Annotated in this window: 25 protein-coding genes and 2 pseudogenes; 7 read left to right on the top strand and 20 right to left on the bottom strand. The window is 36.0% G+C overall.

Translation table 11 applies throughout. The features are described from left to right. The first annotated feature begins 133 nt into the window (after positions 1 to 133). Positions 134 to 892, top strand: a complete 759-nt coding sequence (locus JFU54_RS14915) for an NAD-dependent epimerase/dehydratase family protein (RefSeq protein ID WP_002014092.1) — start codon at positions 134 to 136, stop codon at positions 890 to 892. Between the two features lie 1,049 nt (positions 893 to 1,941). Here JFU54_RS14915 and JFU54_RS14910 read toward each other — a convergent pair. From JFU54_RS14910 to JFU54_RS14900, 3 genes are all read right to left on the bottom strand, one after another. After that, the gene (locus JFU54_RS14910) at positions 1,942 to 2,880 is read right to left on the bottom strand and encodes an alpha/beta hydrolase (RefSeq protein WP_098636365.1); all 939 of its coding nucleotides are present in this window, start codon (positions 2,878 to 2,880) and stop codon (positions 1,942 to 1,944) included. Between the two features lie 51 nt (positions 2,881 to 2,931). Next, positions 2,932 to 4,005: an LLM class flavin-dependent oxidoreductase gene (locus JFU54_RS14905; protein ID WP_061689660.1), complete on the bottom strand. Its 1,074-nt coding sequence runs from the start codon at positions 4,003 to 4,005 to the stop codon at positions 2,932 to 2,934. Positions 4,006 to 4,104: 99 nt separating this feature from the next. Next, the gene (locus tag JFU54_RS14900) at positions 4,105 to 5,364 is read right to left on the bottom strand and encodes an MFS transporter (RefSeq protein ID WP_201064992.1); all 1,260 of its coding nucleotides are present in this window, start codon (positions 5,362 to 5,364) and stop codon (positions 4,105 to 4,107) included. Positions 5,365 to 5,640: 276 nt separating this feature from the next. On the opposite strand from JFU54_RS14900, the gene JFU54_RS14895 reads away from it, so the two are divergent. Next, positions 5,641 to 6,222 (top strand): TetR/AcrR family transcriptional regulator, encoded by a 582-nt coding sequence (locus tag JFU54_RS14895; RefSeq protein WP_016100940.1) that lies wholly within the window; start codon positions 5,641 to 5,643, stop codon positions 6,220 to 6,222. Positions 6,223 to 6,590: 368 nt separating this feature from the next. Here JFU54_RS14895 and JFU54_RS14890 read toward each other — a convergent pair whose 3' ends face one another. Both JFU54_RS14890 and JFU54_RS14885 read right to left on the bottom strand, forming a co-directional pair. Beyond that, positions 6,591 to 7,100 carry a phage tail protein gene (locus tag JFU54_RS14890; RefSeq protein ID WP_078176688.1) on the bottom strand — a complete coding sequence of 170 codons (510 nt, stop codon included), beginning with the start codon at positions 7,098 to 7,100 and terminating at the stop codon, positions 6,591 to 6,593. Then, a complete protein-coding gene (locus JFU54_RS14885; RefSeq protein ID WP_201064990.1) occupies positions 7,087 to 7,566 on the bottom strand; it encodes a GyrI-like domain-containing protein in 480 nt (159 codons plus the stop codon). The genes JFU54_RS14890 and JFU54_RS14885 overlap by 14 nt, the downstream gene beginning before the upstream one ends. A 110-nt stretch (positions 7,567 to 7,676) precedes the next feature. Between JFU54_RS14885 and JFU54_RS14880 the strand changes: the two genes are divergently transcribed. After that, on the top strand, positions 7,677 to 8,639 hold the full coding sequence (locus tag JFU54_RS14880; protein ID WP_201064989.1) for a helix-turn-helix transcriptional regulator: 963 nt from the start codon (positions 7,677 to 7,679) through the stop codon (positions 8,637 to 8,639). Positions 8,640 to 8,930: 291 nt separating this feature from the next. On the opposite strand, the gene JFU54_RS14875 is transcribed toward JFU54_RS14880, so the two are convergent. The 9 genes and pseudogenes from JFU54_RS14875 to JFU54_RS14840 form a co-directional block, all read right to left on the bottom strand. Then, entirely contained in the window at positions 8,931 to 10,250 is a 1,320-nt protein-coding gene (locus tag JFU54_RS14875; protein WP_016100936.1) for an aromatic amino acid transport family protein, read from the bottom strand. Positions 10,251 to 10,397: 147 nt separating this feature from the next. Next, positions 10,398 to 10,551: pseudogene (locus tag JFU54_RS29755) on the bottom strand (L-serine ammonia-lyase, iron-sulfur-dependent, subunit alpha); the annotation flags it as partial. Positions 10,552 to 11,399: 848 nt separating this feature from the next. Then, complete coding sequence (locus JFU54_RS14870) at positions 11,400 to 12,149, bottom strand: ABC transporter permease (RefSeq protein WP_002190260.1); 750 nt, start codon at positions 12,147 to 12,149, stop codon at positions 11,400 to 11,402. Beyond that, positions 12,150 to 12,911: an ABC transporter ATP-binding protein gene (locus JFU54_RS14865; protein ID WP_002190261.1), complete on the bottom strand. Its 762-nt coding sequence runs from the start codon at positions 12,909 to 12,911 to the stop codon at positions 12,150 to 12,152. It lies immediately after the preceding gene. Positions 12,912 to 13,079: 168 nt separating this feature from the next. Continuing rightward, positions 13,080 to 13,421, bottom strand: coding sequence for a DUF1048 domain-containing protein (locus tag JFU54_RS14860; protein ID WP_002014108.1), 342 nt, complete (start codon positions 13,419 to 13,421; stop codon positions 13,080 to 13,082). A gap of 75 nt (positions 13,422 to 13,496) precedes the next feature. Then, positions 13,497 to 13,817, bottom strand: a complete 321-nt coding sequence (locus JFU54_RS14855; RefSeq protein ID WP_002087595.1) for a PadR family transcriptional regulator — start codon at positions 13,815 to 13,817, stop codon at positions 13,497 to 13,499. A 708-nt stretch (positions 13,818 to 14,525) separates the two neighbouring features. After that, on the bottom strand, positions 14,526 to 15,812 hold the full coding sequence (hcp, locus tag JFU54_RS14850) for a hydroxylamine reductase (RefSeq protein WP_002137545.1): 1,287 nt from the start codon (positions 15,810 to 15,812) through the stop codon (positions 14,526 to 14,528). 677 nt (positions 15,813 to 16,489) lie between these two features. Then, a complete protein-coding gene (gene bla2 / locus JFU54_RS14845) occupies positions 16,490 to 17,263 on the bottom strand; it encodes a BcII family subclass B1 metallo-beta-lactamase (RefSeq protein WP_016100934.1) in 774 nt (257 codons plus the stop codon). Between the two features lie 144 nt (positions 17,264 to 17,407). Further along, the gene (locus JFU54_RS14840) at positions 17,408 to 17,689 is read right to left on the bottom strand and encodes a MazG nucleotide pyrophosphohydrolase domain-containing protein (protein WP_016100933.1); all 282 of its coding nucleotides are present in this window, start codon (positions 17,687 to 17,689) and stop codon (positions 17,408 to 17,410) included. Positions 17,690 to 17,811: 122 nt separating this feature from the next. On the opposite strand from JFU54_RS14840, the gene JFU54_RS14835 reads away from it, so the two are divergent. Further along, entirely contained in the window at positions 17,812 to 18,102 is a 291-nt protein-coding gene (locus tag JFU54_RS14835) for a DUF3784 domain-containing protein (RefSeq protein WP_016100932.1), read from the top strand. Between the two features lie 29 nt (positions 18,103 to 18,131). On the opposite strand, the gene JFU54_RS14830 is transcribed toward JFU54_RS14835, so the two are convergent. Continuing rightward, positions 18,132 to 18,413, bottom strand: a complete 282-nt coding sequence (locus tag JFU54_RS14830; protein ID WP_061675403.1) for a hypothetical protein — start codon at positions 18,411 to 18,413, stop codon at positions 18,132 to 18,134. A 281-nt stretch (positions 18,414 to 18,694) separates the two neighbouring features. Here JFU54_RS14830 and JFU54_RS14825 point away from each other — a divergent pair, with 281 nt between their 5' ends. After that, positions 18,695 to 18,889, top strand: a complete 195-nt coding sequence (locus tag JFU54_RS14825) for a hypothetical protein (protein ID WP_063218578.1) — start codon at positions 18,695 to 18,697, stop codon at positions 18,887 to 18,889. Between the two features lie 110 nt (positions 18,890 to 18,999). Further along, positions 19,000 to 20,037, top strand: a complete 1,038-nt coding sequence (locus JFU54_RS14820) for a serine hydrolase domain-containing protein (protein WP_201064987.1) — start codon at positions 19,000 to 19,002, stop codon at positions 20,035 to 20,037. A gap of 48 nt (positions 20,038 to 20,085) precedes the next feature. Here JFU54_RS14820 and JFU54_RS14815 read toward each other — a convergent pair whose 3' ends face one another. The 5 genes and pseudogenes from JFU54_RS14815 to yeiL all read right to left on the bottom strand — a co-directional run bounded on the left by JFU54_RS14815 (position 20,086) and on the right by yeiL (position 23,076). Further along, on the bottom strand, positions 20,086 to 20,334 hold the full coding sequence (locus JFU54_RS14815; protein WP_002087603.1) for a hypothetical protein: 249 nt from the start codon (positions 20,332 to 20,334) through the stop codon (positions 20,086 to 20,088). A 296-nt stretch (positions 20,335 to 20,630) separates the two neighbouring features. Then, complete coding sequence (locus JFU54_RS14810; RefSeq protein WP_201064985.1) at positions 20,631 to 21,665, bottom strand: flavin-containing monooxygenase; 1,035 nt, start codon at positions 21,663 to 21,665, stop codon at positions 20,631 to 20,633. A 131-nt stretch (positions 21,666 to 21,796) separates the two neighbouring features. Further along, a pseudogene (locus JFU54_RS30215) lies at positions 21,797 to 21,974 on the bottom strand (metallophosphoesterase family protein); the annotation flags it as partial. 42 nt (positions 21,975 to 22,016) lie between these two features. Next, the gene (locus tag JFU54_RS14805) at positions 22,017 to 22,370 is read right to left on the bottom strand and encodes a glyoxalase superfamily protein (protein WP_002014124.1); all 354 of its coding nucleotides are present in this window, start codon (positions 22,368 to 22,370) and stop codon (positions 22,017 to 22,019) included. Between the two features lie 13 nt (positions 22,371 to 22,383). Then, a complete protein-coding gene (yeiL, locus tag JFU54_RS14800) occupies positions 22,384 to 23,076 on the bottom strand; it encodes a transcriptional regulator YeiL (RefSeq protein WP_002165330.1) in 693 nt (230 codons plus the stop codon). A 134-nt stretch (positions 23,077 to 23,210) separates the two neighbouring features. On the opposite strand from yeiL, the gene JFU54_RS14795 reads away from it, so the two are divergent. Beyond that, a complete protein-coding gene (locus JFU54_RS14795; protein ID WP_061689262.1) occupies positions 23,211 to 23,633 on the top strand; it encodes a DMT family transporter in 423 nt (140 codons plus the stop codon). The last annotated feature ends 9 nt before the right edge of the window (positions 23,634 to 23,642 follow it).

Genomic DNA, 23,642 nt, shown 5'->3' with positions numbered 1-23,642 from the left:
CCTCATGAATTTTATTCATGTCTCCATTATATTTCTTCGTTTTATTTAATGCCATTACCAACATACAATAAGTGCATGCTCTATTATATGACCCTTGACAAGGGATGTATTTTTTATGAAAGGATGAAGTGAAATGCAAAAAATTTTAGTTACAGGTGCTGCAGGTAAGATTGGCCAAGATGTTACAAGATTCCTAGATAAGCAAGGGAATTACCAGTTACGGCTAGCAGATATTAACTTATCTGCTTTAGAAACTTTTAAAGATACAAATCATGAAATCATATATTTAGATGTTTCTGATTTAGCTGCTTGTCAAGAATTTACGAAAGGTATAGATATAGTTATACACTTGGCAGGTAATCCTTCGCCAAATGCTGATTTTTATGGCTCCTTATTAGAAAATCATATAAAGGGAACCTATAATATTTTTAGAGCTGCTAGTGATAATAATGTATCCAAAGTGATAGTTGCTTCCAGTGCTCAAACAATTGAAGGCTATCCTTTGGATTATCAACCACATGCTTATTCACCCACGAGACCCAAAAATATGTACGGGGTAAGTAAGTGTTTTGCAGAGGCTGTTGCTTCTTATTTTGCTTATGAAGAAGGGTTACAAAGTCTTGCTATTCGTATAGGTGCATATGATGATTATAATCCATATGGTAAACCACTAACAGCTAGAGATATGAGTGCATACTTAAGCCCAGAAGATTTTATGGACCTTCTCTTAAAGTCGATGACGGCAAAGAACTTACCTCCATTTTCAATTTTACATGGTGTATCTAACAACAGGTTTAAACGAATTGATATTGAAGGAACAAGAAAGTTAGTTGGTTATAGCCCAAGTTCTGATGCTTTTGTACTAAGTGGTATTAAGTTTTTTGATTCTTGATAAAGGCATATCTAGAAAAGAGATTATATTATTGTTATTTAGCTTTTATTTGTTCTATTTTCAATAGCTACAGTTTCTATAATCATAAATATTCCAATTTTCCCGGATAGAGCACACTATTCTTCTGTCTCATTTGTGGAACAACTCTATTGTCACCACTAGTTCCTCAGATGTTCTTTTCCTTTTCAACATAATGGGGTAGCACCATCAAAACGCGAATTTCGTACGCTAAGCAAAATTTCATAAGAAAAAGCCGATTTCCGGTACTCTAAGAGAATAATTGGCTTTTTACTGTTAAGTTGTTTGTAGTGATTGTAGGGAGTCTAATGATGCAATTTCTTTTATACTAAATCGGTATTTTCCTAGAATATTAATGTGTTCCCATTCTAATGGAGAAATATATTTCAATAATTCTTCATTAAGATGGGAATCAAATAACTCAACTTTCGCACCTATAAAATAAGCGGGGAGATTTAGCTATATTGAATTTAGAGTCTATCAATTGTGTACTGTACAACTTGAGTAAATGAAAAACACCTCGATCCTTGGTATAGTGAGATTACCTAGAAATCACTACCACAGAAGAGGTGCCTTAACTACAATAGCTCAAAATAACCAATATCATCAACTACCAAAAGAACTTAATTCTATTTTTTCCGAGCTTGAAATGAAGATCCAGCTAAGGATGCATTCTATCGCTTCTTATAAACGGTGCCAATGTTCAATTGGCGCCCTTTCCTGCTGCTGTTTAGTATGAATGCGATTAAAAAAGTAACTCGACTTACGAAAAAAAACGCTCCAAAGTGTTGATTGCGCTTATCATCGTAACCGCAGTAAAAAAGTTGAATTTCTAGCACACTATTTTGAAAACTCGGTTAACTATTCCAACTTTGAAGTATTTCCTGTTTTTAATCAATGAGAATGGGCCAAAATTTAAAGTATATGGTGACACTATTTGTACTTCTTTCTGTAATCTCTACTCATCGAATAAATTTAGAGCTATCACTCATGCCTTCAGTTGAACACCCCGATGACTGAACTAAGATAAGTTATGGATGAAGCGCCCGTGCCATCGCATCAAAATAATTTTGACTGGCACGCTGACTCACTTCGGCTTCAGGCACAAGCACTTCAAAGCAATGGAAGCAGCCGGGGTAGAGATGAAATTCAACATCTACTCCTGCTTGTGCAAGTCGTGTTACATATTCAATAATTTCATCTCGGAATAAATCGAGTTGACCTACACATGTATAAGTTGGCGGTAGTCCCGCTAAGTTGTCTGCTCTCGAAGGTACGGCATAGGGAGATGGTTCGTTAGTATCGTTCTTCTTTCCCAAGTACATATTCCAAGCCGTTAAATTGTTTGATCTATTCCATGTTGCATTGTCTTCTATAATCTCATAGCTTGATGGTGTTATGTTGTGGCTATCAAGCATCGGATACAGCGGCATCTGAAAAATAATAGATGGACCTCCTTTATCACGAGCCATTAACGCAAGCGCTGCTGTTAGTCCACCACCTCCACTTGCACCGGCGATCGCAACTCGATTCACATCAATTCCAAGCGAGTCTGCCTCATTTGTCATCCAAACCAAGCATGCATAACAATCTTCAATAGCCGCTGGATAAGGATGTTCGGGTGCAAGTCGATAATCGACAGACACAACAACGCATTCAGCAGTCTGAACAAATCGTTCACACAAAACATCGTCCATATCAGGGTGGCCCATTACGTATCCACCACCGTGAATCCACAGCATAGCTGGAAGTTTATCAAGATTTTTCTCAACGGGTTCGTAAATTTTAACTAACATATCGCCGGCTGCGCCAGGAATCATTCGCTTGGTCATGTTTACAAGCTCTGATTTTTCCAAATGTGGATTCGACAAGAGACTTCGACTCGCCTCTAAATCCTCCTCTAATTGAAAGCCTGGAAATTGCGAGAAAGCCTGTTTTAATTCTGGTAATACTCGACTGTCAATTTTCATATAAATTCCTCCAATTAAATAATGAAACTTGATGCAATCCTTATGGAATAATTAACGGAATAGATGTGTCTCCTGTTCTCCTTCAGCTTCCCATTTGGCAATTTCCTCTCTTACACGAGGGGCAACTTCTGTTCCAAGCAATTCTATGGCACGCATGACTTGATCATGTGGCATGGTACTTAATGGTACATACATCATAAAGCGTGTAATCCCTACATGCTTACGAAGATGAATGATTTTTTCGGCGACTGTATCTGGATCACCAACATACAACGCCCCTTCAAAACTTCGTGCAGCATCAAAGCTGGAACGATCATAATAAGGCCACCCCCGCTCTTTACCAAGTTTATTCATGCCTGCCTGAGTGGAAGGGAAAAATGTATCTGCTGCCGATTCCGTATTCTCTCCAACAAATCCAATTGAATGAGATCCCACCTGAAGCTTTGATACATCATGACCAGCGTGAGCCGCTGCTTTCTTATATAGCTGTACAATTCGTGCAAAGTGCATTGGGCTACCACCAATAATCGCCAGCATAAGTGGTAATCCCAGAAAACCAGCACGGATAGCAGATTCCTGATTCCCACCGCTACCAACCCATATCGGTAAAGGATCTTGAACAGGTCTTGGATATACACCTAAATTATTGATTGCTGGTCTATGTCCGCCTTCCCAAGTCACTTTTTCGGACTGACGTATTTTGAGCAGTAGGTCCAAATGTTCTTCAAACAGTTCTTCATAGTCTTTCAAGTTATAGCCAAACAATGGAAAAGATTCGATAAAGGAGCCACGACCCGCCATAATCTCTGCGCGTCCATTTGAAATGCCATCCAGTGTAGAAAAATCCTGAAAAACGCGCACAGGATCAGCTGAAGAAAGCACGGTTACTGCACTCGCGAGCCGTATCTTTTTCGTTTGTGGTGCCGCCGCTGATAGAACCATCGCTGGAGAGGATGCTGCATAATCCTTCCTATGATGCTCACCAACACCAAACACATCAAGTCCTACTTGATCAGCAAGAACGATTTCTTCAACAACTTCACGTAATCGCTGTGCGTGACTTATCACTTCACCACTATGAACATCTGGTTTCGTTTCTACAAAAGACGTAATACCTATTTCCATTTGTTATCTCTCCTAGTCCAATTAGATTTAAGTCAAAAAAATTAATCATTTCCTTTATGGTAGTAACGTGTTTCTCATATTGGCTAACACACGTTTATTTCATAAAATCTTAACTCGTCTGGTCATAGCCCAAAAAAGAAGAGCTAAAGCACTGACAGAGGCTCCGAGTAAGGAAACCCCTCCCCAGCCAAAGTGTACGTATATTTGAGTCGACGCAATTGAACCACCAGCACTGCCGATAGAATAAAACACCATATATCCAGCAGTAAGTCGACTCCGTGCTTCTGTATGCAATGGAAGGATCATGGTTTGATTCGTGACATGTATTGCTTGTACGGCCAAATCAAGTAAAACTATCCCTATCACTAATGCGATTAATGACTGCTCTATATAGCTGATGAACAACCATGAAATCAATAATAGAGCTAAAGCAATGCCTGTCGTTCGTTGTCCGTAACCTTGATCGGCCAATTTCCCTGCCCGTGCCGCAGCCAAGGCTCCAGCCACACCTACAAGACCGAATGCGCCAATTGCACTATGAGATAGAGCAATTGGCGGTGTACTAAGTGGCAGTACTAGTGAAGTCCACAAAATGCTGAAATCAGCAAAAATCAGCATGGCTAGAACGGAGCGAACGCGTAACGTTCGTTCTTGAATAAACAAAGCAAGCACCGATCTAATCAACTGAGGGTAGGATAGCGATTTTACCTCGCGCTCAACATTGGGCAACATCTTTATAAACATAAAAACCATCAAAAGCATGAGCGCTGCAGAAAATAGATATACAGAACGCCATCCCGCAACATCTGTTAATATACCAGCAAAAGTACGTGCGAGAAGTATGCCAATAACTATCCCACTTGTTACAATGCCAACGACACGTCCTCTTTCTGTAGGGGAAGCGATGGTCGCTGCAAACGCCACGAGAGTCTGTGTCACAACTGCAAGCAGACCCACCAAAGCCATACCTGCGAAAAGTACCATGCTGGAAGAAGCAGTACCAACTATAACCAGAGCTGTTGTAGATAATAGCATCTGACCGACAATTAGACGTCGCTGGTTTAGCGAATCTCCAAGCGGTACGAGTAGTAGTAATCCCAATCCATAAAAAATTTGTGTAATGGTAATAACAACACCAATAATGGAATGGTTAATACCAAACTCATTAGATAGTTGATCAAGCAACGGCTGTGCAAAGTAAATATTGGCAACAGACATTCCACAGGCAGTCGCAAACAATAATGCCAAAGCGTGAGACATGGATGGCTGTTGATTCAAATTAGGTTTTGTTACGGAAGATTTATGACTTATCTTAGTGTAGAGTGGATCATCTTCTATATTTGTCTCTGTTTTGCACATCCCTTAACCTCCAATCACATTAGATTTTTAATCATAACATACCGTTCAGTACAATATGATTACTGGTAAATATAACTTAGCCTCATTCATGATGTCAACGATTTTTTTGCACTAAAGTTAATATTACATTAAATGAATGGAGCTTGATTTGACAGGAAGAATGGCTAATTATATAATAATTACATACTGTTCGGTAACAAAAACAACAATTGTAATTACCTACACACCTATCCTAAAACAATTAATAAAATCAAAGTTTGAGGAGGAGAATTCTTAATGGCAAGAACCCGTGAATTTGATGAGGATCAAGTTTTAGATGCAGCAATGCAGTTATTTTGGGAGAAGGGATATGAGGCTACCTCATTAAGTGATCTTACTTCTAGAATGGGCATTCAACGCCCTAGTATTTATTCGACTTTTGGAGATAAGAAAGAATTGTTTGAAGCCGCACTTCGCAGGTATACAATGTCTCGGGCCTCTGATATAAGAAATAGGCTTCAAAGTCACTCCTCTGTAAAAGAGGCATTTTCTATCTTCTTTGCCGATGTCGTCAATGAAGAATACGCAGTGGATCTTAGTAAAGGTTGTTTTTGTATCAATACAATGGTTGAACTAGCACCTCATGATGAGAGATTTGAAATTTTGACCAGAGAACATCAAATGTACCTCGCCGTCATTTTTCAGGAGACGATCGAACGAGGAATTCAATCAGGTGAGCTGGAAGTCAACACAGATGCAAAGTCTTTGGCACAGGCACTGATTGTATCGTTAATCGGTCTAACGGTTATGATGAAATCTCGCCCCCAACGTTCATTTGTGGACAATGTAATAGCAGCGACGCTCACATTACTTAAGTGACATGATTGTATTTAAAAGTACGAAAACCATACCTTTATAGGGGTAACGTCAAATCTCCATCAAGCTACAATTTTATAGTACCCCCAGAACGAAATTTTGTGCTAACTTGTAACAAAAATGCTCATTTTTTCATTTCGGGGTAATTCTGAATTCTTAAGTTGATGGGTATGGGGGAGCACCACAGGCCCATCGACTCAAAATCTCATACCACCAGCCTACAGTAATTTCCTTTCGTTTTATTTTATCTGAACATAGTGTGTAGCAGACTATGAATATTATACTTATGTAAAAAAGGCTAACAATTCAAGATTGTTAGCCTTAATCGCGCCTTTTAAAAGAATAACTCAATACAACAAATGACTGATTCTTCAACTTGCAATATATTCTCCTTTAATTACAAAAAACGAACCTCGAATTGTTCCAGCAAGTTTAGACTTCTGTCTAGCAAACTTAAACTTCTCTACTAACTCCGTTGGTATCTCCATTCCCTCAGAAAGCTTAAATCCAACAGCCCGCTTCTTTGGGTTATCCAACGTATACATGACGTTGACTGCAAGACCATCCTCATAGAAGACATAGGCAAATTTAATATTTTCCACTTGAAAACACGATGTTTCTAAAGGTTTTGCCGCAAACTCAATATCACGTTCTTCTTTCAAAATGCGGTTCACATAATCAAGAGTCTTCTCGCTTTCACTAGCTGGCACAACCGTAAATTCATGCTTGTATTTATTCATAAAGTAACGTGCTTCATGGGCACGTAAACCAGCAAGTGCTTCTGCTACAGGTGAAGACTCCATGCCAGCTGTAGTTACGTTTTTAAAATCAACTATATCGGACAATTCCATCTCTCCTTTTAACACTTTACTTCCTAACAACTGGAATCCATATTTCACCAAATACTAAGCCGTTTCGCTGCCCCATCTCAACTGTTGTATTTGGCCCACCAACATAGGCAAAATCTTTTACTTCTGCTAATGCTTGACCAAATGCAATACCAGTAAGCTTATTACTTAGCTCCTCAGCTGTATTGCCTTCCCCTTTAACTACTAGGTATTCTCCCCTCGGAAACTGGATAACTCTAGATTCTTCTTGTATCGTTGCCTCTGTCATGACACCAGCGTAATACATCATCTTGTTATTCACCGCTTCACTCACAGAAAAAATGTAATCATTTGTAGCTAAAGCTTTTAAAGTGTCCAACCTTCCATCTTGTTCGATGGCCAGCCAAAAGTCTGCCTTTTCCTTGTTTATGCCCGCAAAGTCTGTATAGTGGCTCTTAAGTTCAGTTCCAATACCTAACACGATAAAGCTATCTTTTTCTTCTATTGTATAATTTTTCATATTTAAAACCTTCCTCACTTTTAAATTAATCAAACGATTTATCTTTTCACTTGATGAGTTTATAATATCTTTAAATCATGTCAAAAAATGATACTGTTTAGGAGACCACCATGAAAAAAGTTGAACGGATTAATACGATCATGCGCTATATTAACAACCGCTCCCACTTTACAATTTCTGAAATCATACGAGAATTTAACATCTCACGATCGACAGCAATTAGAGACATTAGAGAAATTGAAGCCATGGGGATGCCGCTCGTCGCTGAAGTTGGAAGGGATGGGGGATATTTTGTCATGCATAACTCTATCCTGCCCGTTGTTCGCTTTACTGATAATGAGGTCAAAGCTCTTTTTATTGCCTTTATGGCCACAAGAAATCAACAACTTCCCTATCTAAAGAGTCGTCAGTCTTTAGCCGAAAAACTACTAGGACTCATCTCAGAAATCCAGCAGGATGACCTTGTTCTTTTAAATCAAATCTTTCTTTTTGAAGGGACTAACCCTCATAATCCTGACCTACTTGAGCTTTCTGACCTCCCCCATCCTATGTTAGAAAAACTCATCCAAATCCTTCTTTTAGATAGCCATTTATTGATTACCGTAAAAGAAGAGGAGGAAACCAAGTCTTATCCAATTTATCTACTACACCTTTATCAAGAAAAAAGCCATTGGATAATTGAAGGCTTTGACATAAAAGAAGAAAAAAAGAAGATGTTTCTTGTCGATCATCTCATTAATGCCGAACCCTATACGACGAAAAAGAGGTTAAGTAAGAAAAAGATTTTAGAAAAACTAAGTAAGAAGGACGAAGCACTCAACCTTGTACTTGAACTTGGTCCAAAAGCGATTGCCCAGTTCAAAAAATACCATCCTTTAAAAATTTCTATTTCCTATACAAATCCTTACCAATCCACAGCCATTCTAAAAACTTTTATCAATGTTAACAATCCCGATGAATTAACAGAAATAACGAATTGGATACTTTTCCTAGGTAAAGATATCAAAATTAGGGAAGTTCCTGAAGAAGTGTTAGAAGGTTTAAAAGAGAGATTATGTTTATACTGCCCATAAGCAGTGGCCAGTTAAACCCAAAATAATATTGAGTTTGACTAGATGCCAGTTACCTCTATTTAAATACCTAGTAAAAACATTTTATTCGCTACCTACTTTAAACGCTCTTCTAAGAATAACGCCAACACAAAAAAAGACATGAACTAATCTTTGTTCATGTCTTTTTATATTAGAGTTTAACCCTCATAAAACAGCTTGTTTAAAATTCGAATATGGACTTATCTTATCCATAATCTCTTTCATTCTTTTTTCATATCCCACTATTTTAGCACTTGAACTAACAATAGCGAATTAGAATAATGACTTAATACTTGCTAGGACAGTAAGTATACCTACAACAATAACAAATACATTGCTCATTTTCCCTTTGTATTTAGCTAGTACTGGTACTTTACTAATCGCATACATCGGTAATAGACATAAGATAGCAGCAACTAATGGACCGCTCAGAGAATCAATAATTCCAAGAATACTTGGATTTGTATAAGCGACAAACCAGCATGTTAATACAACAAAAGTAAGGATCATTGTCTTAATTGTTTTTTCTTCAATAACTTTTCCACGTGTTTTACCGAACTTCATAATCACGTCACGCATTACCTCAAATGCTCCTATATAATGGCCAAGGAAAGACTTTGTAATAGCCACAAAAGCAATGATTGGAGCTGCAATAGTGATTACAGGCGAATTAAGCTCATTAGCAAGATATGAAAGGATTGATAAGTTTTGCTCTTTTGCCATTTTTAAATCCTCTGGAGTCAAACTCAGTGTACTACTCCAAACGAAGAACATAACTACAACGAATGTCATGATATAACAAACTTTTTGTATTTGTGCACATTTAGCATCAGTAGCTTCTATTCCATACGTAGCCTTCTGTTTCACAACAAATGATGAAATCATAGGTGAATGATTAAATGAGAATACGATGATTGGTAAAATCATTAATATCGTTCCAAAATATCCTGTTCCTGTTGAAGCAGTAGAAACACTTGAAAAGCTAAGCATTGACGTATTCCACTGTGGAATTAAAGATATTGCGATGAAAAGTAGAGAAGCTATGAAAGGATATACGAGCATACTCATGATTTTCACAGTAATATCTTGACCAAAATTTAGTATAGCAATAAGGCCGAGCACTAATACAAGAGATAAAATGGCCCTTGGAGGCTCCGGCATGTGCAATTGATGCACGATAAAACTACTTGCGGTATTTGTAAGCGCAACCGAATACATCAATACGATTGTATAAATTGAGCCGAAATATACGATGTTAAAAATGATACTTGCCTTATTTCCGAAATACTCTCTTATTGTGCCTGTAATCCCCTCATCAGCAGAATTAGAAGTGTAAATCATTTTAGCAAGTGCCCTATGTGAGTAATACATAACTGGATATGCAAGCAATGTAATTAGTAGTAATGATAATAAACCACCTGAACCTGCATTAATCGGTAAAAAGAGCACCCCTGCTCCAATTGCTGTTCCAAAAAGGCTCAATGCCCAGGTAGTATCTTGTTTATGCCACTTTTTAGGATCTAGATATTTCTCATTTTTCACTGCAGTATTTTCAGCTTGAAATTCTATTTTTTTTGCAGTATTCCCATTCATATAATAAATCCCCCTTGTATCCTATTTTTACGTCTCTTTTTAGGCTTAAGAATATAGACCATTCTTAAAAAATGAACCGCTTACTTGATGCACCATATTGTAAACGATTCCACCTAAAGCTGTCTCTCTTAATGTGCGAGGCATTTATCCTCCAACCCTATACTTACCATTGATGATATTGTTTACACCAGCTAATACGATATCCGCTGCTGCTAAACTATTTTGAAGAAATCCCCCTTCTGGTCACACACCTTTCTGTAATTAATCGTTTCAGTCTGTCCAATTTTAAAATGTTTGATATTTTCTTCGTAGGTAATCGGTTACCTCTCGACGCCCTCATTATAACGTTTATATTTGCGAGTCTAATATTTTTTTATTTTTAGAAAGACAGAATAAACAGAATTATGAATAGATAATAAATTACAATTGGTATGTAGCAATTGTGTCTATTTTTTGAAGCTGTATTAGTTAATAGAAAAATAAACATAATACAGAGTTCCTTTCGTTAACACATTGATTATATTAGGAACTCGTTATAAAGATACTTATATTTCCCTTTGCTTTCACATCTTATCTTTGACATGAAGCTGTTGTAATAAATAATACACATTGATGTAAAGGAATAAATTTAGAAAACATAAAATTATTCTCATGAATTTTTATTACATATAACGAATTAACATTCATTTTTCAGAAAAGAAGAACTTTTCCAAAGGAGCCTACGCACCTTATATAATGGTTATCATGTTAAGCCTGTTAAAAGAATTACACCATAAGTTTCCATTTACTATATGTAATATTTATTAAGTGTAGTTTTTTCTAAATATGCATAATTACATACTTAGAAAAAGAGAGTATACTTTCGAATTGTGTAATAAAGATATAGCCCACCTACGGAAACAGGTGGGCTTTTCATGTATAAAAATTGCATTTATTATATGGCAATTAGAATTGAGATCAAAATATTACCTCTTCCCTTTTAACTCCTCTCAGTCTGCTTTTTCTCAACGTCTGAGCCTACTTACGTACCAACTACATAACCAGTAAGAATACTAACAATTATAGCAATAACTAAGATTAATGTGATTTAAATCCATTTTCCCATATATATATTATTCCAGAAGATTTAGTTGCCATTAACTGGTGGTGTTACCCTAACTGACGTTTAAATGCTTTGCCGGCGAAGAAGTAAGCGATAACCATAATGCCCACACACCAAGCAAGTGCAATCCAAATATCGTTGCCGACAGCCCCTTCATATAAGAGGGCACGAATCGCATTCACGATTGAAGTCACAGGCTGGTTTTCAGCGAACGCACGAACAATTTTTGGCATAGTTTCGGTAGGAACAAAGGCCGAACTAATAAAGGGCAGAAAAATTAGTGGGTACGAGTAGGCTGTCGCCCCTTCCATAGACTTCGCTGTCAACCCAGGAATGATAGCCAGCCATGTCAGCGCCAGCGTAAACATCCCGAGTATTCCAGCTACTGCGAGCCAATCCAGAATATTAGCACTGGAACGGAAGCCCATTAAGAGCGCAACAAGAATAACCACCACGATAGTAAGCACATTAGCAACAAGTGATGTTAATACGTGAGCCCATAATACCGACGAACGCTTGATAGGCATAGTAATGAAACGTGCCATCAGCCCGCTCTTTACATCCGTAAACAACCGTACGGAAGTGTAAGCGACACCGGATGCGATAGCCATCAGCAAGATTCCCGGCAATAAATAATTGACGTAGTTATCCGTTCCTGTCTTTATGGCGCCGCCAAATACGTAGACAAACAACAGCATCATCATAATCGGCGTAATCGCTACCGTAATAATTGTATCTGGACTGCGCATGATGTTGCGCATTAAGCGCCCTAATAATACCCCTGTTTTGCTCTTCATTTACATCTCCTCCTTTTTGCCAATGATCGCAAGGAAAATTTCTTCCAATGTCGGCTGCTTTTCGATATACTCCACTTTTGTTGGCGGGAACATCTCTTTAAGTTCTGTAAGAGTACCAGTCTTAATAATTTTTCCGCCATGCAAGATAGCGATACGGTCCGCCAGTTGTTCGGCTTCCTCGAGGTACTGGGTCGTGAGCAAGATGGTTGTGCCGCCGCCGGCAAGTTCCTTGACGGTATCCCACACTTCAATCCGCGCTTCGGGGTCAAGCCCTGTCGTCGGTTCATCGAGAAAAATGACTGCTGGCGTCCCAATCAAGCTCATGGCGATATCAAGCCGGCGCTTCATCCCACCTGAATACTGGTCTGCCCTCTGGTTGGCTGCATCAGTCAGGCTAAATCTTGCAAGCAAATTATCAGCGACTTGAGCAGGACTAGAAACTCCACGCAAATTGGCAATCATTATCAAGTTTTCTCTCCCCGTGAGCATACCGTCTAAAGCTGCAAACTGCCCTGTCAGACTGATACTTTGACGAACATGATCCGGTTGACGCTGAACGTCAAAACCACAAATACCTACTTCGCCGCCATCTTGCTTCATCAGCGTCGAGAGGATATTGACTATCGTCGTCTTGCCCGCTCCATTTGAGCCCAGCAGTGCGAAAATTTCGCCACGCTGCACTTCAAAATCTACCCCTTTTAACACTTCCTTATCTTTAAAGGATTTTTTTAATCCTTTTACAGAAATCGCTGTATTGGTCATACTTTTTTCCTCCTTAAAAAATGTTTTGTAAAGATAGACTGCCTACACCCTCTATTTAGTATTACTGATAATCTGTATTACTTAGTACTGATTTAAAAATATAACTGAATAGCAATGGCGTCAATTCACATTTGTAACCAGCTAATCAGTCGGTATTACCTGTTGCATTTATTTTTTTCTCAATTGCTTCATGATACTTTCGTTCAAATCTTCACGATACTTGGAAACATAAGTTTTAGCATTTGCCACTAGTTCGTCAGCAAAGGATGCCACGTCCTCCCCAGTGATTTCTAGCACTTGTCTGCCTTCCGCCGCACCGGCTTCAAACAAATCGATTAGTTCATACTGTATGTGTAGCATATCCATCCCGTTACCAGCTGAGAAATTCCACATGTAGTTTTGAATTTTCTTAAACACAAACTGATAGTCCTCTGGCAGAGCTCCAACCCGTGCCATCATCATTTTGTACTCTTTTTTATCACCAATTAATTTTTTGAACATTTCCAACATATTATTTTTCCTCCTTTTTTATAAAGCAGAACAAGAAACTCCCAAAATATCGGCCGAATATTTAATCTTATGAGGCTAGTTTGACTTCAAGACGTTAATTTTTGATGATACAAAATCCCATTTTCTCCAAAACAATTCAAGCTCCTGACGGCCATCCTCATTTAGTGAATAAAACTTGCGAGGCGGCCCCATGTCTGACGGTTTCTTTTCAATATTCACAAGTTTTTTCTTCTCTAATCGCACAAGGATGGTATAGACCGTTCCTTCCACGACTTCAGTAAACCCAAGATCATTCAGGTGGCGGGTAATCTCATAGCCATAAGTTTCACGGCGGCTAATGATTTCCAGAACACATCCTTCCAACGAACCTTTCAGCATTTCAGTTAAATTTTCCATATTCTTATCCTCCTTTACCCCCTATTCTGTCTGACTTATATTCAGTATCACAGAGTACTAAGGCTAATTTTTACTGAATAGCTTTTGAGAAGCCTCACTATTCAGTATTACTTATTACATCTACATTGTATGACTGAGTAGATGGAATGTCAACTCGATTTTTAAATTTTTTCTTAAATCCGCTTTTGCCTATTGGATACTGAATATATTTTTAAAAACTACACTATTCAGTATTACTCATTACCACTACATTGTATGACTATGTAGATGGAATGTCAACTCGATTTTTAAATTTTTTCTTAAATCCGCTTTTGCCTATTGGATACTGAATATATTTTTAAAACCTACGCTATTTAGTATTACTCATTACCACTACATTGTATGACTATGTAGATGGAATGTCAACTCGATTTTTAAATTTTTTCTTAAATCCGCTATTATCTATTGGATACTGCCTATTTTCTTCTTAAGAAACCTCACCACATACCTATCCAGCTAAGAAAAGGAAATACCCAAAACAAAAATTCCGCATTTTTATTTTGGGCGTTATAATATTCCGAAGTTAATGAATGTAGATAGCTCTCCTTATTAAAAAGACGGATCATCTTTTTGTTCTTCTACTAATGCACCTGTGCATCTAATACATGAGCTTGTGAATACATACAAACTCTTTATAAAGTCAACTCTACATATAGGACATCCTTTTTGTTACGATAACATCATATTCATATCTTCTGCTGCGGTTGTAATTAGTTTTAAACCGAATGTCTCTTGTAATACATCAAGCACACCAGGTGAAATAAATTCAGGTGCCTTTGGACCAATGCGAATATCTTGAATACCAAGACTAAATAGCCCAAGTAAAATGGCAACCGCTTTTTGTTCAAACCATGATAGAACAATACTCACTGGCAATTCATTCACTTCACATTGAAAAGCATCAGCTAAAGCGGCCGCTATTTTCACTGTAGAAATTGAATTATTGCATTGTCCTAAATCAATGTAACGCGGAATCTCCGTACCAGGTACAACACCATAACTCACATCATTAAAACGGAATTTCCCGCAAGAAGTTGTTAAAATAACCGTTTCTGGCGGAAGCGACGTTGCTAATTCACGATAATATTCTCCGCCTTTTCCCGGAGCATCACAACCTGCGATGACAAAGAAACGCTTAATCTTTCCTTCTTTTACTGCATTAATAATTTCCGGAGCTAATGATAATACTGTATTATGATGAAACCCTGTTACTAACTGCTCATCCGACTCCATATGTACTTCTGGAAGTTCAAGCGCTTTTTGAATCAATGGTGCAAAATCATCATTTTCAATTTTTTGTACACCCTCTAAACCTGCAATATCATATGAAAAGAATCGATCAGAGTATGATCCTTTAATTGGCATAACACAGTTCGTTGTAGCTAATATGGCACCTGTAAATTTTTCGAAAAGGCGTCGTTGATCATACCATGCCTTACCGATGTTTCCTTTTAAATGTTTATATTTTTTCAGTTGTGGATATCCGTGTGCTGGTAGCATTTCAGAATGCGTATAAATATTAATTTCTTTTCCTTCTGTTTGCTTTAATAACTCTTCTAATGCAAATAAATTATGACCAGTAACTACAATTGCCTTACCTTCTACATGGTTCTGCGTAATTTGAACAGGCTCCGGAACACCAAAGTGATTCGTATGTGCCTCATCTAATAACTCCATTACTCGTAAAGCCGATTTCCCTACTTTCATAGCCATATCAATATGTTCTTGTTCATTAAAGTTAGAATTTGTTAATGTCATATATAGCGCTTCTTGAGTTGTAGCATCTACAAATGCATCTGTATACCCTAGCTGAGCAGCATGAGTACGATAAGCAGCAATTCCTTTTAATCCAAACACAATCGTATCTTGTAAACTTGCAATTGTTTCATTCTTACCACAAACACCCATCACTTTACATCCGCCTGTTGGCGTTTGTTCACATTGATAACAAAACATATCATCCCACCCTCTCCCAATCATTCCTTACAAATCAAGCATAATACCCATTAGGAAAAAAGGATGTGATATGAATCACAATAATATATATAAATTTGTGGCAGTTCATATTGTTGACATAATATTTTTATTGGCGCTAAAAAATGGACACCTTTGTTAATGCTTTCAAATAGCTAGATGATTGATTTAGAGAACTATTAGCAACTAATAAGCATACAAAAACGCTATTCTTTCTATCATTCAACAGAAAGAATAGCGTTTTTTCATTTTGAAGAACTATCAATTTTTTGATTAAAGATTTTATGGAAATCGCTTTATTTACATTACATTTACACTACCTTAACATTTTTTACATTATTTATATGATATATTTATATAGAACTACTTAAGAAATTTCATGTACATTGTTATCTTTATAATCTCTTAACTGATTGATAAGAGATTATGTTACATTTTCATACCAGGGGTGAATTAGGATGACTGAAACTTTAAAGACACTTATAATGCTTGATGTTACTTACGTTGTTATAGCAATTATGACGGTACTGGTATTTGTATACTTGGAATTAAAATCTCAGTAACTTATGCAGGCATAATTGATAGCTTCGCATTTAAATATAGTTAGAAGAAAGCGAGGAGAAAATTATTTCTCCTCGCTTTTATATTCCCACAGTTTCTTATTTCAACAAATCCAATGTATGTAAAAGTAATCCTCTGTCCCCTACTTCTCCATGACCAGGCACTACTAAGTTCATATTTCCATATCGGTTCAACACATTCTCAATCGATGTGGACCATTCATTTACATATGCATCAGCAACATTCCCTAAATCTTTAGCTTCCGCAGATTTCACTAAACAGCCTCCAGCTAAAATGTTGTATTGCGGTAACCATACGACAATATTATCTTCTGTATGCCCTTTCCCTGGATAGAACGTTTCTACTTTTATATTTCCAAACTTCATATTCGTAATTGTTTGTAAGTCTCCAAGTGGCTCTTCATATCCATTTTTCTTTGCTAGTTCCGCAGTTAATGCTGTACTATGCGCTTTAATGCCTCTTTCTTTCAACGTTTTAATTCCGCCAATTCGATCAGCATGCGCATGTGTAATAATAACATCCGTTACGCGCTTCTTAAATTTCTTTTCTACCATCTCTATTAGTTCCTTCGTTAACTTATCATCCCAAGAAGAATCGACAAGCACTAACCCTTTAGAAGTGTTAAGAACTAGACCGTTCGAAGGAACTGCTACTCCATTAAAATAACCTAACTCAGTATGAACCCATACATTTTTGTTTAACTGAGAAATTGAAATAGTTCCTGTCTCATTCTTTATTACTTTTTGCTCTAGCTTTTGTTCCGCTTTCACAGAAGAAATTGTGCTAACAAATTGAATTGTTCCTAGTAAACTAACACATACCCCTAATTTTAATAATGTATTCTTTTTCATTTTTATCAATCCTTTCTTTCAAATTAAATGGTTATTACCTATATTAGACAATTCGTCTCAAATGTTTGTTCCATCTTTTTTTACATATTTTTCATACCATTAATAAAAAGCGCACAAAATTTTGTGCGCTTTTTAACTTTCCTTTTACCATTCACGTTTTTTATTAATAATCATTTTTTCTTCAAACGCCTTCTCTAAATCAATTTCTAACTTGTTTGCTAAATCACATACATTCCAAATTACATCAAACATTTCTAAACCAATCTCTCTTTTCGAATCTTGTATTTTATCACGCTTTAATATAACTTCCGCTAATTCACCTAATTCCGCCATCACATACATCGTACGCTCTTCAATTGTTGTATCTTGAAATCCTTTTTCTTTACTGAAACTCGATACATATTGCTGGAATTCCGAAATATTCATATATAATCTCCCTTCATCGTAAATATCTCATTTTTAATAAACTTAAAATCAAAATTGTATTTTGTTAAATTATAACATTCATACTATAATTTATTTATAGCCCATTAACGGAGGTGTTTTCAATGACTCTCTTCGCTTCCCCATCATTATTCATACTAGCAATCATTTCATTTGCACTAGCTTATTTCATCGGAGTAAAACAATACACTTGGCTCTTATCAGGTTTCAATGAACGCCGTGTGTCAGATAAATTTAAGTTATCGAAGATAGTTGGTCTTTATAATTTAACCGCTGGTGTTATCGCCACAATTGGTAGTGTCTTCACTACCCCTAATGCAAAAATCGTATTTCCTATCATTATAATTGGCCACGTTATAATAGCTGCTTATGTAAATACACGTATGGTGCAGTGAAAAAAGATCACCCAAATGGATGATCTTTTTTATAATTTATCAACATATTGCTTCGCTTCTAGTAAGGAAAACCCAAAAGCCTCTCTCACTCTCTTAACTGCCGTAACTGTTTTTCCTTCTTCCATAAGCTGCCGCAACTCTTTATTAATTTCGGGTTCTCTATCTATAATTCCCATTTCTTTCGAAATTAATTGTAATCTATCTTCCATCCTCTTTAGACGCGTATCTGTTTTTTTTTCGATTTTATTTAATTTTTCAGCGAGATACATAAATCCAAAGGCCGCTATCGGTATGACAATCCAAAATTCCAAGACTGTTCCTCCTCACTAGCATTGTTTTATTTAAGTAACTTATGTAAATTTTACCACAAGACACATTTAATGTATAATAGTAATATACAACATTGTTGATAAAATGAAACTTTAATCAGTGGGGGTTTTGTTCGTCCCCCACTGATTATTAGTCTTCACCAATCGGGCGTTTACGGGCAGCCCGACTCCCACCTAACTTCTTTGCCCCAGTTGAATTTTGAGGTGGGAGTTTTACTGCCCGTTAATGCGGGATAAAACCTTTTATTTTAGGGGGACACTTTATGAAAAGATTTTTTAAGACGTTACTACAATTTGTAGTTCTTTCAATTGCACTACATTTGTTATTTGATATAGTTGGTTGGCTTATTTTCAATGCACCAATTAAAAACAAACAAATCTTTATTTCCTTTATAACAGCCTCATGGCTTATGTACATGTACAGAGATAAATTTTTTAAAGCATTTACTTCGAATTAACTTAAACTATGAAAACACTTCATCGATAAAAAATGAAGTGTTTTCCTTTTCTCTCTATTTACTACTGTATAATAAAGTTAATATTCTGTTTTTAAAAGAAAGGAGTCACTATGAACTTAAAAAGTAACAATATATATGAGAAAATGAACCAATATTCTATTGCAGGGTTAAGCTTTGCCATTATACGTGACGGTAAACTTGATGAAGCTACTGCTTTCGGAACACTTGAATCTGGAACAACTAGAACTGTCACTACGAATTCCATATTCAATTCTTGTTCTATTAGCAAATTCATCACTTCAATGCTTGGACTAACGTTATCAGATCAAGGAATCGTATATTTAGATGAAGACGTAAATGATAGACTCACATCTTGGAACATCCCTACCAATTTATTTACTTCACAGAAAAAAGTCACGCTGCGAAACTTATTAAGTCACCAATCTGGAATCATTGATCCCCCCAATAGTTTTGAACATTATAAGCTAGTGCAAGGAATACCTAAAATCCCTGAACTTCTTGCTGGTAAAACATTATATTGCCCAGTACCTATAGAAGTAACTTATGCACCAGAAAGCCAATTCCACTACTCTGACGCAAATTTTTGTATTATCGAACAACTACTTGAAGATATTACTGGAAAATCATTCAACCTTTTACTTGAAGAATATATCTTTCAACCACTTCAACTGAAGAATAGTACGGTATTCCCTACTGAAGATATAAATAAATTAGATACATTTGCTTGTGGACATAATAAAGATGGCACCGTTACAAATGAGAAGTATCCATTTTATCCATTCGCAGCTGCTTCAGGCATTTGGACAACACCAACTGACTTATCAACTTTAATTATTGAAATCATTCAGTCCTTACAGGGAAATAGCAAACTGGAACTTTCTCAAAAAACAGTACAAGATATGATTTCTCCTCAAGGATGCACCAAATGGACTGGGTTAGGTGTTTTTCTAGAGTATTCTAATGAAGACTTACAAATTCATTCACTTGGCTGGGGTGTTGGATTTCAATGTATGATGATATGTAATCCACACCGAGGTAATGGCGCTGTTATTATGACGAACTCGGATTTAGGTGTTCATCAAAAGGATGGGATTATTGGTGAGATTTTAAAAATGTTATCCTTATAATTAACGAAATAAAACAAAGAAAGAAGCTGATTCTCCCAGCTTCTTTCTTTATATAACATTTTTCACCACAATTTTAATATGTTCTGGTGCGATAATTTCCGTTATACTTTCTTGGAAATCTTCATGCAGCAGTTCTTCAATATGCTCTAACTGCACTTCGACATGTGTGCATTCTAAATTATGTATGTTTAATAGTGCATAATGATCTTTCTTCTTAATTACTAAATATTGATTTTCTTCTGTTATGAGTACAGAACCTAATCGTATTCCTAGTAGACGTTGATCATCAAACTTCACAATTTTTTCCCCTTTCCAACTGCGAATGTAATTACTATACAAAAAACCTAATTTAAGGAAAATATTCTTATATAGACTATATCATAATTTACTAAAATATAAATATCATATTTTCTTTCAATAGAAATCCCCGTTTTTTTATATATTTCGATACAAAAAACTTTCTCAACAAAAAATTATAATTTTCAGTTTTTTATTTCATGAAAATCTATTATACTAAAGCTAATAAACGTTTGAAATGTTTGACCTCTCCTAATTCATGTACATATGGATGATCAGTAGCTGTTGCTACTGATCTATTTTTTGATTTCAGAAAGCAAATACACCGCATCCTTTCCTACACCACAAATAAGCGCAGAACCCCTTTGAGATTGCCACGGCAGCCCAATATAATACAATCCTCTTACTGGACTCATTCCCTTTGTATGATTAGGAAATCCATTCATATTCACTGCCTTTTCTATTTCAATCCATTTATAATCTTGAACAAAACCAGTTGACCATATAATACTTTGTGCACTATACGTGCCACCATTCTGAAACATAATATTATTTCCTGATGCACTTACCACTTTTCCCTGTAGTTTTATTGCTCCACTACGAATAAGTTCCTTACCTTCAAAACCAAAAATGGGATCCTTTCGCTTCTGAAACCACCTTCCTCTCTTTGTATGTATTTCGGCATACAATAAACCCATTTTTTCTAACCAATTAAAAATGCTTTTTCTAAAAAGATATAACGGTAAAAAGGTTAACGGATGACTTATAGCCATTGTAATTTCATGAGTTTTTGCAAGTTCTACTGCTATTTGCATGCCTGAATTCCCACCACCTACTACAAGTACTTTTCCCTTTGGAATTTGTAATGGTGATTTATATTGTGATGAATGTATTTGAAAAATATGTGATGAAAGATGTTGTGAAAATGAGGGGATGAATGGTTGCTGAAAACCACCTGATGCGATAATAACTTTTTTCGATTGTAAAATTTCTGTAGGAGTGTGTAATTCAAATATTTCTTTCTCTTTTCTTATTTTTAAAACTTGAGTCTGTAATTGTACCGGCAATTGAAAATACCTTGCATATTCTTCTAAATAAATTGCAATTTCATCTTTACATGGAAATCCACTCCCTTCTCCTTTTAATATCATACCTGGTAAACTACTATATTCCCTTGGTGTGAAGAGCTGCAAAGAATCATAGCGGTCTCTCCAAGAATCGCCAATTCGGTTTCCCGCCTCAAGTAATAAGAAACTATATACTTCCTGCTTCAAGTAGTATCCCATTGTTAATCCAGCTTGACCAGCTCCAACGATAATTATATCTTTCATTCCAATTCCTCCTTATCACAAATACATGAATACATGTTCATATGTTCATACGTTTCCATAATCATAACATTTTATTTTTTTATAATTCAATATCTATCCAAAATAAAAAAGAGCAGTTCACTATAAAGTAAACTCCCCTTAATATGTATCAGCTCGTTACTCATTAATATTTCAATTGTCCCCAAAGGATCTAACGGCCCATACACACTATCACCTAAATTTATTATCATTTCGAATATCTTTTAATACCGCCTTTAAAGCGTGACTATTCCCATGAATATCTGAAATCATCGCTATTTTTCTCTTCATTGTAACCCCTACTTTGATAAATTATTTATAACACCTCAATTTCTAAACCCTTTCCTCATAAAATGTAATTCTATTTGAGAACGGATCAATCACAGTTAATTCAATTGTATCCCAAGGTGTTCTCTCTATATCAGGTTTTGAATACGCATAATCTTTACTTGATAAAATAGCATAATAACTTTTTAAATCCTCTATTTTCACACGAATTGCACCGCCTGGTGAAGCATCCCCATGATGTTCAGAAAGATGTATTACAGTATCATTTAACGAAATTTGCATATATAATGGCATATTTTCCTCATACCGATGTTCCCAATCCAGTTTAAACCCTAAAAAATTCAAGTAAAATAACTGAGCCTTTTCAATATCAAAAATTCTAAATATAGGTGTAATCATTTATAATACCCTCCTATTTATAAACATCCGCCGCCAATTCCCGCAAAACATCTACATTCATCACTTCAAAACAACCATTGCTTTTCTTTATAATTTCTTTATCACAAAAAACATTTAATGTACGTAATAAATGACGATAACTCGTCCCTAACAATTCAGCTATTTCCGTTAAATTCCCACTAAACACAATTCTATTTCCGTGCTGAACCGCCCGTTCCCCTGCTGCTAACATGTAACTCGCAAGTCGATTTTCAAGTGGATACAGTAAATTAATTGTACTATTTTTTGAAAGTCGATTTAATTTATGGGCTAAAGAACCGCAAATACATCTCAAAAATTTCGCATCATGAAATAATTGGTTTCTCACTTTCCCTAAAGGTAGCCCAACACAATACGAATCTGCCATCACTTGTACGTTTGAAGCAGTCTTTTGAGAGTGAATTAACTCTACATCTCCTAGCAACTGCAAACTATCATAAAAACATAATAATACCGATTTCCCGTTACTTAATGTGTTAAACGCTTTCGCTTTTCCTTCAACAAAGAAATATAAATAATCTATCTCTTCGTTTTCTCTGCAAATGAACTCATTCTTTTTAAAAAATATAAGTTCCATATATGGTTTCATATCACTACTAAAAAATGAATCAATATTATTTTGTTTCATATACTCTGCTAATTTATTAGAATTACATACTTTCTTCATAGTCCCCCACCTTTACAACTCATCCCAATTGTAAACAAAATTTTCTTCTTTCACTATGACATATGTCATAGTAATACACAATTTCAGCATGATACAGTCATTACAAATATGAAATATAAAAAGGGGATATTACATTGTATAACTTTCTTTCTGTCTTTATTGGTGTGCTTATTGCCATTATGCTCCCATTGAATGGGATATTATCTGAGTTAATTGGCAAGTACACAGCGAGCGTTGTCATTCACCTTGTCGGTTTAATTGCAGTTATTTTCGTTTTAATCCTTAACAAAAATAAACTCCATTTTGATAAAGGTATTCCACTTTTTTTATATAGCGCTGGAGCAATTGGAGTATTCACTGTTCTTTTTAATAATATAAGTTTCTCTGCTCTTGGTGCCTCTATTACGATTGCATTAAGCTTACTTGGTCAATCCATCGCTTCCATAGTTATTGATCATTTCGGTTTATTAGGAATGAAAGTTTCGAAGTTTGATAAGAAAAAATTAATTGGATTAGTATTCATCTCTTCTGGAATTATAGTCATGACAATTTATTAATGGAGGTAA

Source organism: Bacillus sp. TH19 (assembly GCF_016651075.1).
GTDB classification, from domain to species: domain Bacteria; phylum Bacillota; class Bacilli; order Bacillales; family Bacillaceae_G; genus Bacillus_A; species Bacillus_A mycoides.
The sequence above is the reverse complement of the archived record's forward strand: the minus strand, read 5'-3'. Positions and strand labels throughout refer to the sequence as shown.

Excerpts from the sequence above, each read along its gene's own strand:
- JFU54_RS14855 (WP_002087595.1), bottom strand. The coding sequence starts at position 13,817 with ATGGAAAATTTAACTGAAATGCTGAAAGGTTCGTTGGAAGGATGTGTT.
- JFU54_RS14825 (WP_063218578.1), top strand. The coding sequence starts at position 18,695 with ATGAAAAGATTTTTTAAGACGTTACTACAATTTGTAGTTCTTTCAATT.
- hcp (WP_002137545.1), bottom strand. The coding sequence starts at position 15,812 with ATGTTTTGTTATCAATGTGAACAAACGCCAACAGGCGGATGTAAAGTG.
- JFU54_RS14895 (WP_016100940.1), top strand. The coding sequence starts at position 5,641 with ATGGCAAGAACCCGTGAATTTGATGAGGATCAAGTTTTAGATGCAGCA.
- bla2 (WP_016100934.1), bottom strand. The coding sequence starts at position 17,263 with ATGAAAAAGAATACATTATTAAAATTAGGGGTATGTGTTAGTTTACTA.
- JFU54_RS14835 (WP_016100932.1), top strand. The coding sequence starts at position 17,812 with ATGACTCTCTTCGCTTCCCCATCATTATTCATACTAGCAATCATTTCA.
- JFU54_RS14900 (WP_201064992.1), bottom strand. The coding sequence starts at position 5,364 with ATGTGCAAAACAGAGACAAATATAGAAGATGATCCACTCTACACTAAG.
- JFU54_RS14810 (WP_201064985.1), bottom strand. The coding sequence starts at position 21,665 with ATGAAAGATATAATTATCGTTGGAGCTGGTCAAGCTGGATTAACAATG.
- JFU54_RS14820 (WP_201064987.1), top strand. The coding sequence starts at position 19,000 with ATGAACTTAAAAAGTAACAATATATATGAGAAAATGAACCAATATTCT.
- JFU54_RS14870 (WP_002190260.1), bottom strand. The coding sequence starts at position 12,149 with ATGAAGAGCAAAACAGGGGTATTATTAGGGCGCTTAATGCGCAACATC.
- JFU54_RS14860 (WP_002014108.1), bottom strand. The coding sequence starts at position 13,421 with ATGTTGGAAATGTTCAAAAAATTAATTGGTGATAAAAAAGAGTACAAA.
- JFU54_RS14915 (WP_002014092.1), top strand. The coding sequence starts at position 134 with ATGCAAAAAATTTTAGTTACAGGTGCTGCAGGTAAGATTGGCCAAGAT.
- JFU54_RS14805 (WP_002014124.1), bottom strand. The coding sequence starts at position 22,370 with ATGATTACACCTATATTTAGAATTTTTGATATTGAAAAGGCTCAGTTA.
- yeiL (WP_002165330.1), bottom strand. The coding sequence starts at position 23,076 with ATGAAGAAAGTATGTAATTCTAATAAATTAGCAGAGTATATGAAACAA.
- JFU54_RS14865 (WP_002190261.1), bottom strand. The coding sequence starts at position 12,911 with ATGACCAATACAGCGATTTCTGTAAAAGGATTAAAAAAATCCTTTAAA.
- JFU54_RS14875 (WP_016100936.1), bottom strand. The coding sequence starts at position 10,250 with ATGAATGGGAATACTGCAAAAAAAATAGAATTTCAAGCTGAAAATACT.
- JFU54_RS14905 (WP_061689660.1), bottom strand. The coding sequence starts at position 4,005 with ATGGAAATAGGTATTACGTCTTTTGTAGAAACGAAACCAGATGTTCAT.
- JFU54_RS14885 (WP_201064990.1), bottom strand. The coding sequence starts at position 7,566 with ATGAAAAATTATACAATAGAAGAAAAAGATAGCTTTATCGTGTTAGGT.
- JFU54_RS14910 (WP_098636365.1), bottom strand. The coding sequence starts at position 2,880 with ATGAAAATTGACAGTCGAGTATTACCAGAATTAAAACAGGCTTTCTCG.
- JFU54_RS14880 (WP_201064989.1), top strand. The coding sequence starts at position 7,677 with ATGAAAAAAGTTGAACGGATTAATACGATCATGCGCTATATTAACAAC.
- JFU54_RS14840 (WP_016100933.1), bottom strand. The coding sequence starts at position 17,689 with ATGAATATTTCGGAATTCCAGCAATATGTATCGAGTTTCAGTAAAGAA.